Genomic DNA, 16,824 nt, shown 5'->3' with positions numbered 1-16,824 from the left:
CTAATTATTCCCCTTTAATCGCTTTAGTTAAATTCTTGAACTTACTTCCTAGGAAGTCGAGAGAGGCTTGATGCCTAATTTGGTTTTGCATGAAAAGGTTTCTTTCCAAATCCAAATCAACCGTGTTGCCATCTCCTGTATCAGGTTGTGTAGGAATTCGATACTTCGTTTCCCCGTTCACCGTTGTTGAGGCAGAAATGTGCCGACCATCTGTGCGGCTAAGACCAATGCTTGCCCCAGAACTTGCCGCTTGCAGCGATTTCTTAAAGTCTAATCCCTTTGCCTTATACCCAGGCGTGTTTGCTTGCGCGATATTGGTGGAAAGCACCTCAGCATTACGCTCACGTACACCAACTGTGTGTTGGTGAATGCCTAAAGCATTGTCAAAAGAAATAGCCATGTAAACCTCAACTCAAGAACTGACTGTTATGAAATAACCAAAGCAATATATATACCAACTTTTAAAACAAAGCGGTCTATCAATACTTTTACAGGTTACTCGTGGGTAAACTTGCAATATACAAGCCAAAAAATAGAGTAAATTGGAATGTCACTCTGACTTAAAGATATAGGTTAAGCAGGAAAAAGAAAAACCAGCACTTGGCTGGGTTTTGAAGTTAGACAGTAACGCCGCACCTGATTCTGGTGCCAACCATTACTTTAATTTGTAGATGATGCCTGGATTACAGCGAACCATTTCAAAACGATCCGTTAAGCCTGTTAGTGATTCCGACGCACCTAATAGCAGGTAACCACCAGGGTTGAGGCTATTTGCCATCTGGTTAAGTACCTTTGACTTCATATCAGGTGAGAAGTAAATCAGCACGTTACGACAGAAAATGATGTCGAACTTGCCTAACAGTGCATAGCTGTCCATCAAGTTTTGAGGACGGAAGTTCACCATGCGCTTCACGTTGTCTTTCACTTTCATGCGACCATCGCCCGCATCTTCAAAGAAAGTACGACGACGCTCTGGAGAAAGTCCGCGTCCCAAAGCAAGGTTGTCGTACGCGCCCGTGCGGCACATATCCAACATACTTGCTGAGATGTCAGTTGCGGTAATCGATACATTTGGCAGCATACCCGGCTTACGAGCTTGAGTCTCAAGCACCGTCATTGCCATTGAGTATGGTTCTTGGCCTGAAGAACTTGCCGCAGACCAAATCTTAATAGGACGTTTATTTGCCGCTATTTCCGGTAGAAGTTTATCCGCAAGCACAGCAAACGGGTAAGTATCTCGGAACCAAAGTGTCTCGTTCGTCGTCATAGCATCCACTGCTGCCACTCTCAACTCACGGTTTCGACCTGTCACTACATCTCTCAGCAAATCAGATAACGACGCTACATTGAACTTCGTTACTAATGGGCTTAGACGGCTGCGCACTAAGTACTGTTTGCTGTCACCTAATACAATGCCACATTGAGATTCTAAGAAACGGCTGAAATCGCGATACTCTTGATCACTTATTGTTATAGCAGTCATTAATGTCTCTTTTAGTTAGTTAACGCAGCTTTAACCGCTGCACCAAGCTCATCAGGGTTGAATTTCGCGATGAAGGAGTTAGCCCCTACACGCTCAACCATGGCTTGGTTAAATACACCACTCAATGATGAGTGTAAAATTACGTATAAATCTTTCAATTCTGCGTGACGACGAATCTCAGCAGTCAGCGTGTATCCATCCATTTCTGGCATTTCGATATCTGAAATCACCAATGAAATCTGATCGTAAATACTGCCCTCGGCTGACATCTGCATCAACTTCTCATAGGCTTCTTTACCATCTTTCACTGAGATAACTTCAAAACCAATCGACTCGATAGCACGTTGAACCTGCTTACGAGCAACCGTCGAATCATCAGCAATCAAGATACGGCGAACCAATTCTTTCTCTTGTTCTACTTCTGCGATTTCTTCAGCAATTTTGCTGTCCATTGTTTCATCCACTGGTGAAATCTCAGCAAGAATCTTTTCAACATCCAGAATTTCGACTAATTCATTATCGATGTTGGTTACCGCTGTCAGGTAGTTGGCTTTACCTGCGCCATCTGGCGGCGGAAGAATCGATTCCCAGTGCATGTTAATAATGCGCTCAACTGAACTTACCAAGAAACCTTGAATGGTTCGGTTAAACTCAGAGATAACCACAAAACACTTTTCAACATCCGTTGTAGGACGGCCACCAATCGCTAAGCTCAAATCAATCACAGAGATCGTTTGACCACGAATGTGTGCGACACCTTTAACCAGTGGGTTCAAGTTTGGCATCTTCGTCAGCTTAGGGCATTGAAGCACTTCTTTTACTTTAAAAACATTAATGCCGTAACGCTGACGCCCCATTAGGCGAAAGGTTAGTAATTCTAATCGGTTTTGACCGACGAGTTGCGTACGCTGATTCACCGAATCAAGAATACCCGTCATGAGCTCATCTCCATATCAAACTTTTTTGTATAAAAAGTGTTAGTCTACTGCAGGCTACGAACCACCAGAGAAACGGAATGACGTATTATAAAACAAATTTGCCACCTCTTTCCATAGCAATGTGTAGAGCTACTTTTAAAACTGTCGCTAAGTTTATCGGCATTTTATCAATATTGTTTAGTTTTTTTGTGCAAGCTGCGACCCCAGAACAAATTGAGATGATTCAGTCGGCGGCGGAGCAACACATCCTTGATACCGTTGAACAGCCACGAGGCGGCGAACTCTTTGTTAATTCAGCAAATGTTGACTCAAGAATCAAAGCAACAGACTGCCCAATCCCTCTCGAGACAAGTGCCTCAACCACCACCAATACCCGCAGCAGTATTACGGTTTTAGTGCAATGTGTTCCTGATGAGTGGCGAGTTTATGTGCCGGTGCGTCTTTCGATGTCAGTGCCGCTTGTGACGACAACCAGAGCACTCGCGAGAGGCGAAATTGTCGGTCAATACGATGTGACCACCGCGATGATTTCTCTTAACAAGTTTCGTCGCCAAGGTTTCACCGCTCCAGAGCAAGTCGTCGGCGCCAAGGTTAAAAAGAACCTAAGACCGGGTGATGTTGTTGAAAGAGGCGATATCTGCGTCGTATGCCGAAATGAGAAGGTTATCATACAGGCTGTAAAAGGTGGCATGACCATTACTACCAAAGGCACAGCACTCACCGATGGTTCGATGGGCGATCAAGTAAGAGTGAAAAATGATAAATCACAGCGTATAATTGAAGGAATTGTTACCAGCATGTCTGAAGTCACGGTTTACTTTTAACTCTTTACTTCTAAATTGACGGTATCGTTAGCGATTTTGCTCTCCAATCTAATGCTGAAAATCACAGCAGCAGTGTTTGGTCCCTTTTCGACTATTGAGCTAAAAATTGCTAAAGTATTCGAACCCTTGGTCGATATTGACTGTACAGGTTCCCATTTTTGAAGAAAAAGGCTTAACTATGGCAGGCATTGATAATATTCGTTCAGGGCAAACCCTAACGACCACCAACCGATCAGCAGTACGCTCTGATTCTAGTTCTGAGGCATCACGTTCTGATGTGTCAACTAAATCACCAGCAAGCAAAGATGCGGTTTCTCTAAGCCAACAAGGCAAAGCGATTGGTCAACTCCATCAAGACATGGCAGCACAGCCAAGCTTTGATTCTGTGAAAGTAGCAGCGATCAAAGAAGCAATAGCGAACGGTTCATACACGGTTGATCCAGAAAAACTGGCTGACAACATGATCAAGTTCGAAAACGAATTAAAAGGCCTTTAAGCACTAACCCTTAGATTGAGTGGTTAACTTAAAGTACACGAGGTTATTGATAGGTTTACGTTATGGCGGCACTAGCAGACTTAGTTAATTTTCAACTTCAAAATGCCAAAGCCTTATCTGAATTATTAAGTTCAGAGAAAACCGCGATCACGAGCCGACAATCCAATGATATTGAGCGAATCGCCAAAGAAAAAGTGGTTCTTGTCGAACAGCTAAGATCAACCGATCAACGCATCGCAGCCCATACCAATATCTCAGAACTGACCGAGAACCCTGAGCTGGCTCAGTTAGTCTCAACCATCAAGTCCATAGTGCACGATTGCCATCAAGCGAACCTGGTTAATGGCGAAGCCTTGAATCGAGCACACCTTAGCTTCAAAAAACTCAGCAATATGATGCAGCAAAGCCACGGAAAAATTGGCATGACCTACAATGCCGGTGGTCAAACGCATACTATTTCTACGCTGGGAACTAACGTAAAAGCCTAGTTAAGCCTCCCTTTTCAGTAATACCCATTGTTAACCTTCTGCCTGTATCTGTATCTGTATCTGTATCTGTATCTGTATCTGTATCTGTATCTGTATCTCAGACTATTCCCATCATTATCTTTTATCAAAACACCTAATCAGCCTTTGAACGCCCTGACAAAATCGATAAACATCGAGTAGGGTGAGGCGTTACCGCCTCATCCCTCTCACAGAACCGTACGTACGGACCTCGTATACGGCTCATGCACACTTCCATTCAGCATATTGGCTGAACACATGCCCTGTCCTTATTGTTCCAAGATTTACCAACCCTTGGTCATTAAACCATTGATTTGGCATCGCATAGCTTGATAGGGGACTCGCTGCACTGACCCAACTTGTCATTGAGATATGTTGGAACGGCGGCTTATACCCTAACTGTTTTAACCTTCGGTGTAACCGTTGAGGCTTCTTCCAAAGTTTCAACTGGATACTACGAAGTCTTCTTCGTAGCCACCCTGCTAACCTTGAGAACTCTCTGCTGCTATTGGTGATCCTGAAGTATTGACTGAACCCTCTTAACACTGGGTTTAAAGCTTTTATGACTTGCTCAAGTGGCTTACCGCACCCTCGCTTTGTCAGTCGCTTTAACTTACTTTTGAACCCTTTCAGTTTCTTAGTTTGAATGCGGGTAAATTGACTCCCGATTTCTACACCTAAGAACTTCACGCCATCACGGCTGTGCGCTATATGTGATTTCGTCTGATTCACTGTGAGTTTAAGCTCTCCTTCTAGGATCTTCGTCGCTTGTGCAAGGGCATTCTCTGCTCCTGCCTTGCTACGACAAAAGATGAGTATGTCATCCGCATAACGAACGAGCCTATGGTCACGCTTTCGCATTTCCTGATCGAACGCATCAAGGTAGATATTGGCAATCAAAGGACTGATAACACCACCTTGTGGACTTCCTAGCTCTGTCTCCTGCCAACTACCGTCTATCATCACGCCACTTTTCAGAAACTGTTTTATCAGCTCTAACACGCTGCTATCTGTGACTCGCCTTCTGATGCTCTTGAGGATCAACTCATGGTCGAGTTTGTCAAAGCACTTCGACAAGTCCATATCTACGACGTGCTGTAATCCGTATCGGCGGATAAACATCGTGGATTTGTTGATTGCATCGTGACAACTTCGATTCGGTCTATACCCAAAACTTGATGGGTGAAATTGCTCTTCGAAGATGGGGGTGAGGATATCATTGAGTGCTTGTTGGACAACTCTGTCCCTAACGGTTGGGATCCCAAGCAATCGTACCCCTCCGTCTTCTTTGGGTATCTCTACTCGTTTGACTGGCTGAGGTTTGTATTGCTTGGTTTTGAGTTCAGAGAGGAGTTGATCGAGGTTATCACTCAGATTTTCGGCGTAGTCGCTCAGGCTCTGCTCATCTATTCCAGCCGCGCCTTTCGCTTTCTTTACCTTTTTTAAACCCTTTATACAGCCTCTCTTTGTTGAGCAGATGACCATATAAACTGTAATAAACTCGCACTTTCTCTCCTTGGGTTGTGTGCTGTGTGGGGACAAGTGTTTCATGTCCAGTGTGGGTGTTATTTCTCTCTGCTATTCAGCCTTCTAGCTCAATGGCAATTTACTGAAGTGTGTCAGAGTTACTCCCTATACGGTTTCTTAGCTCAGTATCTTGCTTCCACAATCAACCAAACTAGGAATACCCCGATAGCGATTCGGTTTGGGTATCACTGAAAAAAAAAAAAAACATCTGTTCATCACAGACTTAAAGTGTACTTCCTCCCTTCGCAGCACTGAGTGCTTTTGGCATTTCAGTGCTCCATCAGACTTGATGCTGATGGTCAGCTAAGTTTTCTCCTCCACACCATTACTGGGCTTCTCGGGCTTAGCCTTACTCACTACTACGGATTCATCTGCCACCTCGCACCAACACAGCTCTTAGCTTTCGCTTCGAGTTTGTGCTTCCAGACTTTGGATGTGGTGTCAGGCTTCCCCAGTTACTGCACTGGCTCCCTGTTAACAATGCCACCTCAAGCACAGCATAGGTCTGACTGAGTATAGGGCTTCGCGCTATTTCGGACGCTTACCCACCTATACTGCCGAAGCAGGTTTACTTGCGTTGTGTACTGTTAACTTCCTATCGCTTCCTTCAGACCCTGCCGTTAGCCAGCAACGCCCTTGCGATTCGGATTATCTTCCCCTCAGTCGGGGTGATTCAGGTTTCTTTCAACCTAACGGGTTTGCCAGCTTCGCTGGGCAAACAAAAAAGCGGCAAGTATTTTCATACTTGCCGCTTTTACACTCACATTAGTTATTGGTTGCCGATACGCCATCTGGAAAGCGAGTGGCAGCCAATATCACTGAATATTCGATTCAAACACCGAAACTAGAACAGCGTTTGTTGTCTCTTCTCAGGTACTGCCTGAACTTCACCGTAGTTACGGAGCTGATCCATCTTGCGAATATCCAACTGAAGCTCGGTCACGTAGCTATCACCTACTGGGTAACTACGCACCACTTCTGCACCACGGATAACGCCATCAACCGCACCTGAGGTACGTTCGGTACCAAGGCGCTGATCTTCAAGTTCAGCACGGCCGCTTACTCGCATACCATAAACCTGTTCAGCCAACTCACGATAAGCATCGATCTTAGAGGCTCTCATCGCACGGATGCGTCTCTCTTCGTCGTTACGACCTTTCTGTTCACTGATACTCGCGTAGCCAACAGCCACTAAGAAATCATCAGGTCTCATGCTCTGCAATGGCTGACAGCCAACAAGCAATAAAGCGGCAACAACAAACATTAACTTCTTCATCTCGAACTCCTAAGGGCGAAGAATAACAGTATAAGGCTGGCTGATCGTTGGGTCAGAACGAATGATCACACCATCTTGAGTTCGAATACTGTTCAGAGTATCGAGGTCACGACCAATACGGTCAGCAGGCAAGAAGCCTTGTGCAGAAGCCACCACGATACGTGTTTGCATTCCAACCACACGAGCATTCACTAGAACACCGCCTTCTTGGCGAAGCATAGTACCTGTCAGCACGTATTGAACGTCTTGCTCTTGAGCTAAGTCTTTCCAATCACGGCTTAACGCAAAATCACCTTGGTGAGTCACTTGGATAGAACCCGTCGTTTTAAAATCAACAACCTTGAAGCCGCGACGCTGAAACTGATGAATGAAACCTTCTGATACTGAGTTACCGAGCCAGTTTGTTGTGTCCATGTGTTGCAGGTCAACAAACGAGGTAATCGCAATCGGCGTTCTTGCAGAAATACTCGTATTCGACACGATCAAATCTTCGGTCATGCTTTCAACGAAAAAATCCATGGTATGACGAGGGCTGTCCATCAACATAAACTGACTACCTGAATACTCAGACTTGCCGTTATAGATTGGCGAATAAGCGCATGAGGTCAATAACATGACACTCACTACTACGAGCCATTTTTTCATTCTCTTATCTCCAGATAGTTTTAGTGCTACCTGTTCCAATATGTTCTCACCATTATTCTTTTCAATGGATTACAATGTTGGAACAGTCTTTGCTTTTCATTAATGGTTCAGATTAAGAAAAACGCACTTAAGTCAGCTTCAAGCTTATAGTTATTTGTTAAGCAATATTTATACCCAACTGGTAACGAATAGATGAAAAAAATAATTTATTACTTATTTTCAATAAGTTCACTGATAACCATAAGCTTCAGTGCTCATGCCTCTTGGTATGAAGTTACCGGTACAGCAGCGATCGTATCGACAGAAAAAAGTGCAAGGGTCCACGCTCTGGAAGACGCGGTTTACAAGGCTGTTCAGTTCTCAGGCGCTGATATTGGTAGTATCTCCAACCTCACGCCCTATCTAGATTCGAGCAAGAAAGAGTTCCAGTTTACCAACCACGAAGTACGCTACATCTTGGTTGATAAAGAGAGAACACGCGGTGGCAATTTAATGATCACCGCCAGGATCGACATCTACCCTTCGGCAAATGCTTGCCATGAGAGCCAATATAAGAAGACATTTTTGGTCGGCAATATTGATGTGACCTCGCCTCAACAAGCCGTGATGGGAAGAATCTATAACATCGGCGATGATTTCAGCCATGTGGTTGACAGGCAGCTTGCGCAAGAGTCTCGCAGTTTTGTTTCTGTCGGCACAACCAATTACGACATCGATAAGCGTCGACCTGAAGTGATCAAAATGATCGCTCAAGATACAGGTGCGCAGTACATCATTGGTGGTGATATTACCGACTTAACGGCGACCATCGAATCTAAACTTTTGAAAGACGATGTTATCAACCGTCAGTTTGCACTCGAGATGCAAGTGTTCGACGGTAAAACAGGTCACCAAGTTTATAATCGTAGCTATCGTGAAGTGGCTAAATGGCCATTTGCTAAAACCAGTGAAGTCGATACACGCAGCGCGCGCTTCTGGGCATCTACCTACGGCAGCATGATGCTTCGCGTCAGTCGTAATATCATGCTGGACTTGGAATCAGAAGTATCGTGTAAGATCACTCTTCCAGAGGTTGCGGCGGTCTACGGCAATACAGTGACCATCGATTTAGGCCGAATGCATGGTGTTCAGCAAGGTGACAAGCTTCAGTTATGGCACACAGGTTCGTTTATCGACCAACGCGGTTTGCCACGCAACAAGGTGTCTCAAAGTGATATCACCCTAACGGTTTCTCGCGTTTACGAAAACGAAGCAGAACTGACGATTGATCAGCCAAGCCTTGCGGGAAGCATTCAAATTGGTGATGTGATGCAGAAAATCATGTAGTTAGCGACACGCTCGTCTCAGAGTTTCTAATAAAGCCTTAGCACTTTTGTTAAGGCTTTATTTTTTTCATGATGATTAGTTTCGGTTTTAACGTATTTGTCGTAACCTTATTAATAACATAATCATCATTTAGCAAACTATGAGCCAGAATAATCTAATTGGTGCTACCGGTTACCGCTTTATCTCGAAAGGTAAAACCGCTTTTAAGATCCACATTCATACACCCGAAGACACAGTACTACACAGGTCTGTCGGCTTTGTTCGTATGGGTGAAGACAAAGCACTGAAGAAAACCATTAAGTTAAGAGATGAGCTGGGCAGAGAGCTTTGGGGTAAATTTTGGCCTAAAGTCCTCAAAGAGCCCTACTTAATGACGCGCCTGCCTCATAGTTTAGAGCCTAAAATCGTATTCAAACCAAACCCAACGCAGAGTGACCCCGAACACCGTGATGAGTGTTATATCGCCAAATGGCGTGTGTTCTCTGAGAATGGTGATTACAAATACAAAACTAAGGTATGTTCGATCAGAAAGCACGGTCGACTTGCCGCGTATAGCCAGACCAAACGCGCACTGCTTGATGCTCACAAAGATGTGATTGATCTGCTCGTTTTTATGGGACGATTGAACAGTATTGACTTGAAGTAACCTTCGCTCGATTGAATTGACTTCCCATATTGTCAGATACAAAAACAGCCGCATTTGCGGCTGTTTTTATTTTTAGATTAGTTAACTTAGCGCTTTAGCATGTTGTCCATACGCTAAATCGACCACCTAGCTTCGGCAGATCTCTGCCAATGTCGTCAATCGGCGTTTTGAGTCTTTCACATAAGGATTGGTTTGATCCCATGCGTAGCCCGCCAAAATAGAGCACACCATTTGCTTAATCTTCGGGTTTGGATCTTGATAGATAATCACATCCTGCAACGTACCTGAGTACCATCCTTCAACATACGTTCTAAAGGTGTTTACGCCAACCATCAATGGATCCGCATAATCGCGCTCCCAATCAACCTTCTCACCGTTAAGCTGCTTTTCCACACACTCAACCGCAAACTGTGCCGACTTCATCGCAATCGTGACACCCGAAGAGAACACAGGATCAAGGAACTCACCCGCGTTACCGAGCAATGCGTATTTGTCTGTCGCAAGGTGCTTCACGTTAGCTGAATAACCACCAATTTCACCCGCAGGGTTAGGGTATTCTGCATTCGCCAGTATTTCAGCCAAACCCGGCTCTTCCATTGCCAATTGCTTAATCGCGGCAATCTTATCTTGTGGGTAGGATTCAAAGAACTTAGGCTCCCCTACCACACCAAATGAAGATACTCCGTTGCTAAACGGGATCAACCAATACCAAACGTCAGGGTTGGTTGGGTGCACAGAGATAAGAATTTTATTTCGGTCATATTCAAGGTCGGTATCCACTTCTGCAATATGATCGTTGATGTGCGTGAAAATGGCTTTGCGAGGAGGAAGCGATGACGGCTCTTCCAAATCAAGTATTTTTGGTAGTACTCGACCAAAGCCACTGCCATCCAGAACGTACTGCGCTTCTAGCTGATAGCGTTCTCCATCAACTACTTGAACCTCTAAAATCGTGCTGTTGCCGGTGAAGTTAATGCCCATCAACTCATGTTGGTAATCAATAGCGACACCTTGCGCCTCAGCAGTGTCTGCTAACACCTTATCAAAGGCGCCGCGCTGAACCTGAAAGGTAGTTCCCGGCCCAGCAGAGAACTTATCTTCAAAATCAAACGCGGTATAAACGCCATTCTTACGAAAGGCTGCGCCATCTTTGTATTGGAAGTTGGCGTTGATTACTGCGTCAGTCATCCCAGCCTGTTCAATCACTTCCATGCAAGCGGGTAATAGGCTTTCACCAATAGAAAAACGCGGGAATACGCTCTTTTCAATCACTCGAACATCGATGCCTTTTTTATGAAGCAAAGACGCGGCAATAGACCCTGATGGTCCAGCTCCGATGATCACAACTTGAGTTGACAGTTTTTTCATTAATTTAAGCCATGTTTGTTATTTTTTATTGCGCGCCAGCTTTCAATTCAAGCAGTGTATGACCAAGACCGATATCGTCGGTACGTGTCACTACTTCAAAGCCAGCTTCTTCAACGATCTCTAAGAAGTCTTCACTGCGGTAAAAACGGCTGTTGCCATTGGCCAAGCACGTAAAGTACAGCGAAGTCGCGTTTAAGCTATGAGAAGCCGCATCGTATTTCTGTGCATCCCAGAACAGTTCAAGGATATAGACCGTCGCTTCTTCTGACATATGAGAGCGAACACGCTTTAATATGCTCAGAATCTCCATTGGCGAGAAGCAATCAAGGAATTGGCTCATCCACCACACATCCGCGCCTGTCGGCAACGTTTGCTGTTTGTCGAGCATATTGGCAGGGAATGGCGTCACTCTATCTTGATGACCATGTTGCTTAGCGTTTGTCATTGCCATTTCTAACTGCTGCGGAAGATCGACAATGGTGACTTCAACGTCTGCATCGTGGTTACAACACTGCATTGCCCATTTACCGGTGTTACCGCCAATATCCACCAGCGATTTAGGTTTCTTGCTAAAGACTTTCTCGAGCAACACAGGGAATGAACGATCGGAATAGAAGTGATCAAACTTGAACCAGCTCTCTTTTGCTTTTTCTGGCAATTGAGATAAGCCCTGATAAATGGTTTCCCAGTCACCCAGCTCTTTTAAACCCGCAGGTGTGCCTTCTTCAATCGCTTCGGTAAGGTGCATCATCGCGGCGTAACAAACATCGGCAGTGAAATCCATGTTTGCGTTCGTCATACCATCGTGCAGAAGGTAGAAGCCAAGGTTAGCCATTTTGTAGTTAGGCTTTTCCCAAGTCACAATATGAGCACTCAACGCCATATCGAGCAGAACTTTTACACCGTACTCGGATACTCCGGTTAATTCAGAAAGCGTCTCTGCTGGTAAACCATCACAACCCGCATCATCTAAGGCTTTTAAAATACCTAAATCACGAAGTGTACGAGCAGTATGAAAAACAATAGGAGCGAAAGACAATTTTTGAGCTTCTGTTTTTGCTTCTAATGCATTGAATGGATCTAATTTATATTCCGACACGAAAAACCTAACTTTAAAATAATAGAGGGTTACTCTGCAGCCATTTGTGCAAGCTTACGTTTAATATCAACGTTTAAGTTATTAACCCAGCGGTTGTAATTACGGTGTATTTCACCATCGTCATACTTCAAATTCTCTGATTCAACGTAAAGAATAGAGTAAAACTTGTCGCTATAAGGAATTTCAACCACAGCATGGTGTGAGCGAACATACAGTTCTGCACGGATCAATCCAGGCTTTATTTCTGAAACCAACCAGCCTCGATTCTCAGCCGACTCATAAATAGCTGATTTCACCTGTTTACTTTGAAGATTAAGTGCAACTGGAGTATCCTCAATATTCATTACAGGTTGGACACGTCCACACCCTGCAAGAACGAATATGAATAACATTGAAACGGCTATTTTTAGTAATTTCATTTAAATTCCTTATCTGTGTTTATTTATAAGCACGCATAGTATTTAGTTAGACCCAAAGCAAATCAATACTCTATGTCAAATCAGTCCCAATTAATGTCGTTTAATATTGAGAAATGGTCTGCAAATTCTGCCGGTCTCAATTCCGATGCCGAATGGCAAGCGTGGAGCACTCATTTAGATTGGCCACAAGATGGCTCAACTGAATTCAAAGCGATCCCGCCTATGATGCGCCGTCGAATGAGCTTGCAAAGTAAGCTTGCCGTCCAAACCGCATTAACGCTATTAAAAGACACCTCGATTGATTATCTGGTTTTTGCCAGCCGACACGGTGAATTACACCGAACCGCCACATTGATTCAGTCGATATTAGAAGGTGACGATGCCTCACCAATGGCGTTCTCACAGTCGGTACACAATACCGCAGCCGGGCTAACCACCATTGCCGCAAAAGCGCCGATTCCATTGACCTCTATTGCAGCTGGGCAAGATACTTTCCATAACGCTCTGATTGAAGCCTATCTTTACCTTCACCAATACCCATCACATCGTGTATTAGTTATCGATTTCGACCAACCTTTGCCAGAGCTCTATCAAGAGTTCGAAACTCAAAGCTATGCCGACTATGCGTTGGGCTTAGTGCTTACTGCTGGTTGTGAGTACTCTATATCTAGAGTAACAGATGCCAAAATGTTGAACGCTGAGGACTCACTTGCTGACTTACCACAAGCTCTGAAAGCACTGCATAATATTCTTCAGAAGACACCAAACTGGACTATTGCGGGCAAGCAGCAACAATGGTCGTGGGTAAACAACGTAAGATCTGAGGCACTATAATGAGTAAAGTCGACCAATATTGGCGAGTATTTGCGACAGGGCTCTGCTTTACCATCTTTGGTCTCGGAGGCTTAATATTAAGCTTCTTAATCTTACCGACTATCGCTTTAACGACTCCCAATACTATTAAAAGAGAGCTTAAAGCACAGCGATTAATCCGTTTCTCATTCAACGCCTTTTGCCAGATCATGAAATTTACCGGTGCAATTGATTACCGAATTGATGGTGCGGATCTATTACGTGAAGATCGTAACTGCATCATCGTCGCCAATCACCCTAGCTTGATTGACTATGTATTGATCGCCTCTCAACTTCCTCAATGCGATTGTCTCGTTAAGGCCGCTATTTGGGAAAACCCTTTTATGAAAAGGATTGTTAAAGCAGCAGGTTATATACCCAACCAAGCCCCTGACGATCTTTTAGATCGCTGTGAAGAACGCTTCTCACGTGGCAATGTCCTGCTGATTTTTCCCGAAGGAACTCGCACAACGCCAGGAATTGAACCATCCTTACAGCGTGGGGCGGCACAAATCGCGACTCGAACACAAACCGATTTACGCGTGATTCATATTACAGTTTCTCCGACATTCTTAACGAAAGAGAAAAAATGGTATCAAGTTCCTGCGACGAAGCCCTTTTTTCATGTCGCGGTGAAAGGTAAAATAGAAGTCGAGCCATTTATTGAAGGCTCAAATAATTTAACTTCGGCAGCAAGGCGCCTTAATCATCACCTTGCACAAACAATTTTCCCTTCCGAAGAAAACATTTAGCGTATCAATAACATAACAGGCGATATCGGCATTTCGAAAATACCTCATATAATGTAGAATCGCCCCCTTAAAGCAGCATTCAAATAAAGCATTAAGTAGGCCAAAGTGGAAACATTACACAACGAACTGAAAGAACTGATCATCGACGCATTGAATCTTGAAGACATGAGTATTGATGAGATTGAAACGGAAGCTCCACTATTTGGTGATGGACTTGGATTAGACTCTATTGATGCACTAGAGCTTGGTCTTGCTATCAAGAAGAAGTACAACATTGTTATCGATGCCGACGATTCAAACACTCGCCAGCACTTTGCATCCGTTGAAAACCTAGCAAACTACATCTCATCTCAAACGAACAACTAGACAGATCTTTATGACACAAGCGAACCAACAAGAAGTATACAACCAGGTTAAAGATGCGCTGATTGAGCTGTTCGAGCTTGATGCTGAAGATATCACGCCTGAAGCACACCTTTATCTTGATCTAGACCTAGACAGCATTGATGCGGTCGATTTGGTCGTTCACCTACAGAACGTAACAGGTAAGAAGATCAAACCTGAAGAGTTCAAAGCAGTACGCACCGTTAATGACGTTGTAGAGTCTGTAGTTGAACTATTGAAGGACGCATAATGCGTCCTCTGCTGACTTTACTGTCGGCAATCATACTTTTCACTTATCCAATAGCGGTTTACTTTGGACTCAACAAGTTTGGCTTACAAACCGTTGGAATTGCCTTGGCCGCTATCTTTGCTGTCCGTATTTTCACTGGCGGTCAGGCCAAAATCAAAGAGCTAAAACACCTAGCTTGGATCAGTGGTAGTGCCGGGATTGTTCTGCTGGCATTAGGATTAACCTTCAAGCAGCATGGCTGGTTAACCTATTACCCCGTCATCGTTAACGTTTGTATGTTGGTTGTGTTCGCTTCAAGCCTTTGGCAACCGCAAACGATTATCGAGCGTCTTGCTCGCCTTCAAGAGCCTGCTCTTCCACAAAGTGGCATTGATTACACCAGAAAAGTCACCAAAGTCTGGTGCTTGTTCTTTGTTATCAATGGCTCTATTGCTTTTTACACCTGCTTCCAACCGCTAGAAGTATGGACCCTATACAATGGCTTACTCAGCTATCTGTTTGCAGGGGTGCTCTTTGCCGGGGAATGGATAGTGAGACAACGCATTCGTCAGAGTTAAATTGTTATGACCCAAACCGTATCTTACACCTCGTTGTCTGAACTTCTCAGCCAGAACAGAGCCCCTGAATCTATTGTATGCTTTGACGACAATAGTGAGATTACGTGGCAAGCCTTTAACGACGACTTATCTCAACTCGTGCACCTTTTATCTTCATCCCCTTTTCAACGAGTTGCGATTTGTACCCAAGATAGCTACCTATTTTCGATAGCATTTTTAGCGTGTGCAGCAGCGAACAAACACATCATCTTACCGGGTAACTACCAACCTTGTGCACTTGCTGAGTTAAGTGAACAGTTTGATTGCCTGCTAGTTGATGGCTCGATTGGCGAAGTTGAGGTGAGTGACGTTCGCAATATCCAAACCTTATTGGACTCAAGCACCGAACTACAAAAGCCTCTAACCGATGCTCTTACGACCATTGATTTGGCAACAGTCCCATTAACTCTGTTTACTTCAGGTTCAAGCGGTACGCCAAAAGCGATAGATAAAACGTTAGAACACCTAGATATTGAGACCACTCAGTTAAACAAAAACTGGGGCAAATTACTCAAGAATAACCGAGTCCAAAGTACGGTCTCGCACCAACATATCTATGGTTTACTGTTTAGAATTTTATGGCCACTCTGCTCTGGTATTCCGTTTGCTAGCAACAACCTCGAGTACCCTGAACAAATTCTGTCTCATGCCAATAAAAACTGTGTTCTGATCAGTAGCCCTGCACTACTGAAGCGATTAAAGCATGAGACCAACAAGGTACAACTTGCAGGAATCTTCTCTTCGGGTGGCCCATTGCCTACCGAGTCGGCTCACCAGTCACGAGATCTACTAGGACATTTACCTATCGAGGTATTTGGCAGCACAGAGACCGGTGGCATCGCCTTTCGCCAACAAGAGAGCGCTCAAACCCCTTGGCAGCTTTTTGATTGTATTGAGGCTAGTCTCAACAGTGAGAATTGCATTAAGTTATTGTCGCCGTATATCGATAAGAACAACTGGTATCAAACCGCTGATGAGTGCGAGATGGTCTCGGAGAATCAATTCATATTGAAGGGCCGAACCGACCGAGTGATCAAGATAGAAGAAAAACGAGTATCACTGGTTGAAGTGGAGAAACGACTGGAGCAACTGCCTTGGATAAGTGAGTGCGTGGTGATTCCATTTGAGGAGCCTGAGCGATTAATCTTAGCCTCTGTTTTGGTATTATCAGATGAAGGCCAAGCCGCTCTATCGACCATGAGCAAAGGCAAATTCTGGTTGATGCTGCGTACAGAGCTCAGAAAGTGGTTAGAGCCAATCGCTATCCCACGAAAGTATCGTATTATTGATGAGATTCCTCTCAACAGCCAAGGCAAGCGATTAACATCTCACATAGAACAGCTAATAAAATCATAGAAACCGCTGATCGTATTTTACACTGAGATTATCTTTTTATATTTTTGTCAAAGAACCAATATTTGCCCAAGGATTCTAAGC

Annotated in this window: 19 protein-coding genes and 1 pseudogene; 11 read left to right on the top strand and 9 right to left on the bottom strand. The window is 44.3% G+C overall.

Annotated elements, in window-relative coordinates:
- Nucleotides 1-4 precede the first annotated feature (4 nt).
- From flgB to ITG10_RS12305, 3 genes are all read right to left on the bottom strand, one after another.
- Complete coding sequence (gene flgB / locus ITG10_RS12315; protein ID WP_004736175.1) at nt 5-400, bottom strand: flagellar basal body rod protein FlgB; 396 nt, start codon at nt 398-400, stop codon at nt 5-7.
- A 255-nt stretch (nt 401-655) separates the two neighbouring features.
- On the bottom strand, nt 656-1,483 hold the full coding sequence (locus ITG10_RS12310; RefSeq protein ID WP_017631740.1) for a protein-glutamate O-methyltransferase: 828 nt from the start codon (nt 1,481-1,483) through the stop codon (nt 656-658).
- Nucleotides 1,484-1,494: 11 nt separating this feature from the next.
- On the bottom strand, nt 1,495-2,421 hold the full coding sequence (locus tag ITG10_RS12305; RefSeq protein ID WP_017631741.1) for a chemotaxis protein CheV: 927 nt from the start codon (nt 2,419-2,421) through the stop codon (nt 1,495-1,497).
- 77 nt (nt 2,422-2,498) lie between these two features.
- On the opposite strand from ITG10_RS12305, the gene flgA reads away from it, so the two are divergent.
- The 3 genes from flgA to flgN all read left to right on the top strand — a co-directional run bounded on the left by flgA (nt 2,499) and on the right by flgN (nt 4,229).
- Nucleotides 2,499-3,245 carry a flagellar basal body P-ring formation chaperone FlgA gene (flgA, locus tag ITG10_RS12300; RefSeq protein ID WP_026084342.1) on the top strand — a complete coding sequence of 249 codons (747 nt, stop codon included), beginning with the start codon at nt 2,499-2,501 and terminating at the stop codon, nt 3,243-3,245.
- A 178-nt stretch (nt 3,246-3,423) separates the two neighbouring features.
- Complete coding sequence (flgM, locus tag ITG10_RS12295) at nt 3,424-3,741, top strand: flagellar biosynthesis anti-sigma factor FlgM (protein WP_017631743.1); 318 nt, start codon at nt 3,424-3,426, stop codon at nt 3,739-3,741.
- A 62-nt stretch (nt 3,742-3,803) separates the two neighbouring features.
- Nucleotides 3,804-4,229, top strand: a complete 426-nt coding sequence (flgN, locus tag ITG10_RS12290; RefSeq protein WP_248386418.1) for a flagellar export chaperone FlgN — start codon at nt 3,804-3,806, stop codon at nt 4,227-4,229.
- Nucleotides 4,230-4,469: 240 nt separating this feature from the next.
- Here flgN and ltrA read toward each other — a convergent pair.
- From ltrA to ITG10_RS12275, 3 genes and pseudogenes are all read right to left on the bottom strand, one after another.
- Nucleotides 4,470-5,754, bottom strand: a pseudogene (gene ltrA, locus ITG10_RS12285) (group II intron reverse transcriptase/maturase).
- An 864-nt stretch (nt 5,755-6,618) separates the two neighbouring features.
- Nucleotides 6,619-7,050, bottom strand: coding sequence for a flagellar assembly lipoprotein FlgP (flgP, locus tag ITG10_RS12280; RefSeq protein ID WP_016791311.1), 432 nt, complete (start codon nt 7,048-7,050; stop codon nt 6,619-6,621).
- A 9-nt stretch (nt 7,051-7,059) separates the two neighbouring features.
- Complete coding sequence (locus tag ITG10_RS12275; RefSeq protein ID WP_016791310.1) at nt 7,060-7,695, bottom strand: FlgO family outer membrane protein; 636 nt, start codon at nt 7,693-7,695, stop codon at nt 7,060-7,062.
- A 192-nt stretch (nt 7,696-7,887) separates the two neighbouring features.
- Here ITG10_RS12275 and ITG10_RS12270 point away from each other — a divergent pair, with 192 nt between their 5' ends.
- Nucleotides 7,888-9,021: a flagellar assembly protein FlgT gene (locus ITG10_RS12270; RefSeq protein WP_248386416.1), complete on the top strand. Its 1,134-nt coding sequence runs from the start codon at nt 7,888-7,890 to the stop codon at nt 9,019-9,021.
- A 139-nt stretch (nt 9,022-9,160) separates the two neighbouring features.
- Complete coding sequence (locus tag ITG10_RS12265) at nt 9,161-9,667, top strand: hypothetical protein (RefSeq protein ID WP_016791308.1); 507 nt, start codon at nt 9,161-9,163, stop codon at nt 9,665-9,667.
- Nucleotides 9,668-9,793: 126 nt separating this feature from the next.
- Here ITG10_RS12265 and ITG10_RS12260 read toward each other — a convergent pair whose 3' ends face one another.
- From ITG10_RS12260 to ITG10_RS12250, 3 genes are read right to left on the bottom strand one after another with little or no spacing between them, the layout of a single operon-like run.
- Nucleotides 9,794-11,035 (bottom strand): NAD(P)/FAD-dependent oxidoreductase, encoded by a 1,242-nt coding sequence (locus ITG10_RS12260; protein ID WP_017631226.1) that lies wholly within the window; start codon nt 11,033-11,035, stop codon nt 9,794-9,796.
- A 25-nt stretch (nt 11,036-11,060) separates the two neighbouring features.
- Entirely contained in the window at nt 11,061-12,134 is a 1,074-nt protein-coding gene (locus ITG10_RS12255; protein ID WP_248386415.1) for a methyltransferase, read from the bottom strand.
- A 29-nt stretch (nt 12,135-12,163) separates the two neighbouring features.
- On the bottom strand, nt 12,164-12,553 hold the full coding sequence (locus ITG10_RS12250; RefSeq protein WP_017631224.1) for a hypothetical protein: 390 nt from the start codon (nt 12,551-12,553) through the stop codon (nt 12,164-12,166).
- Between the two features lie 72 nt (nt 12,554-12,625).
- Between ITG10_RS12250 and ITG10_RS12245 the strand changes: the two genes are divergently transcribed.
- The 6 genes from ITG10_RS12245 to ITG10_RS12220 all read left to right on the top strand — a co-directional run bounded on the left by ITG10_RS12245 (nt 12,626) and on the right by ITG10_RS12220 (nt 16,743).
- Nucleotides 12,626-13,387: a beta-ketoacyl synthase chain length factor gene (locus ITG10_RS12245; RefSeq protein ID WP_128644374.1), complete on the top strand. Its 762-nt coding sequence runs from the start codon at nt 12,626-12,628 to the stop codon at nt 13,385-13,387.
- Nucleotides 13,387-14,157 carry a lysophospholipid acyltransferase family protein gene (locus tag ITG10_RS12240; RefSeq protein ID WP_017631222.1) on the top strand — a complete coding sequence of 257 codons (771 nt, stop codon included), beginning with the start codon at nt 13,387-13,389 and terminating at the stop codon, nt 14,155-14,157. The genes ITG10_RS12245 and ITG10_RS12240 overlap by 1 nt, the downstream gene beginning before the upstream one ends.
- 105 nt (nt 14,158-14,262) lie before the next feature.
- Nucleotides 14,263-14,523: a phosphopantetheine-binding protein gene (locus ITG10_RS12235; protein ID WP_017631221.1), complete on the top strand. Its 261-nt coding sequence runs from the start codon at nt 14,263-14,265 to the stop codon at nt 14,521-14,523.
- 10 nt (nt 14,524-14,533) lie between these two features.
- Nucleotides 14,534-14,791 (top strand): acyl carrier protein, encoded by a 258-nt coding sequence (locus ITG10_RS12230; protein WP_004739745.1) that lies wholly within the window; start codon nt 14,534-14,536, stop codon nt 14,789-14,791.
- The gene (locus ITG10_RS12225) at nt 14,791-15,348 is read left to right on the top strand and encodes a septation protein IspZ (protein ID WP_017631220.1); all 558 of its coding nucleotides are present in this window, start codon (nt 14,791-14,793) and stop codon (nt 15,346-15,348) included. The genes ITG10_RS12230 and ITG10_RS12225 overlap by 1 nt, the downstream gene beginning before the upstream one ends.
- Before the next feature lie 6 nt (nt 15,349-15,354).
- Nucleotides 15,355-16,743 carry an AMP-binding protein gene (locus ITG10_RS12220; RefSeq protein WP_017631219.1) on the top strand — a complete coding sequence of 463 codons (1,389 nt, stop codon included), beginning with the start codon at nt 15,355-15,357 and terminating at the stop codon, nt 16,741-16,743.
- Nucleotides 16,744-16,824: the final 81 nt, after the last annotated feature.

The organism is Vibrio sp. ED004 (genome assembly GCF_023206395.1).
Taxonomy (GTDB): domain Bacteria; phylum Pseudomonadota; class Gammaproteobacteria; order Enterobacterales; family Vibrionaceae; genus Vibrio.
This window is presented reverse-complemented; position numbering and strand designations above follow the sequence as displayed.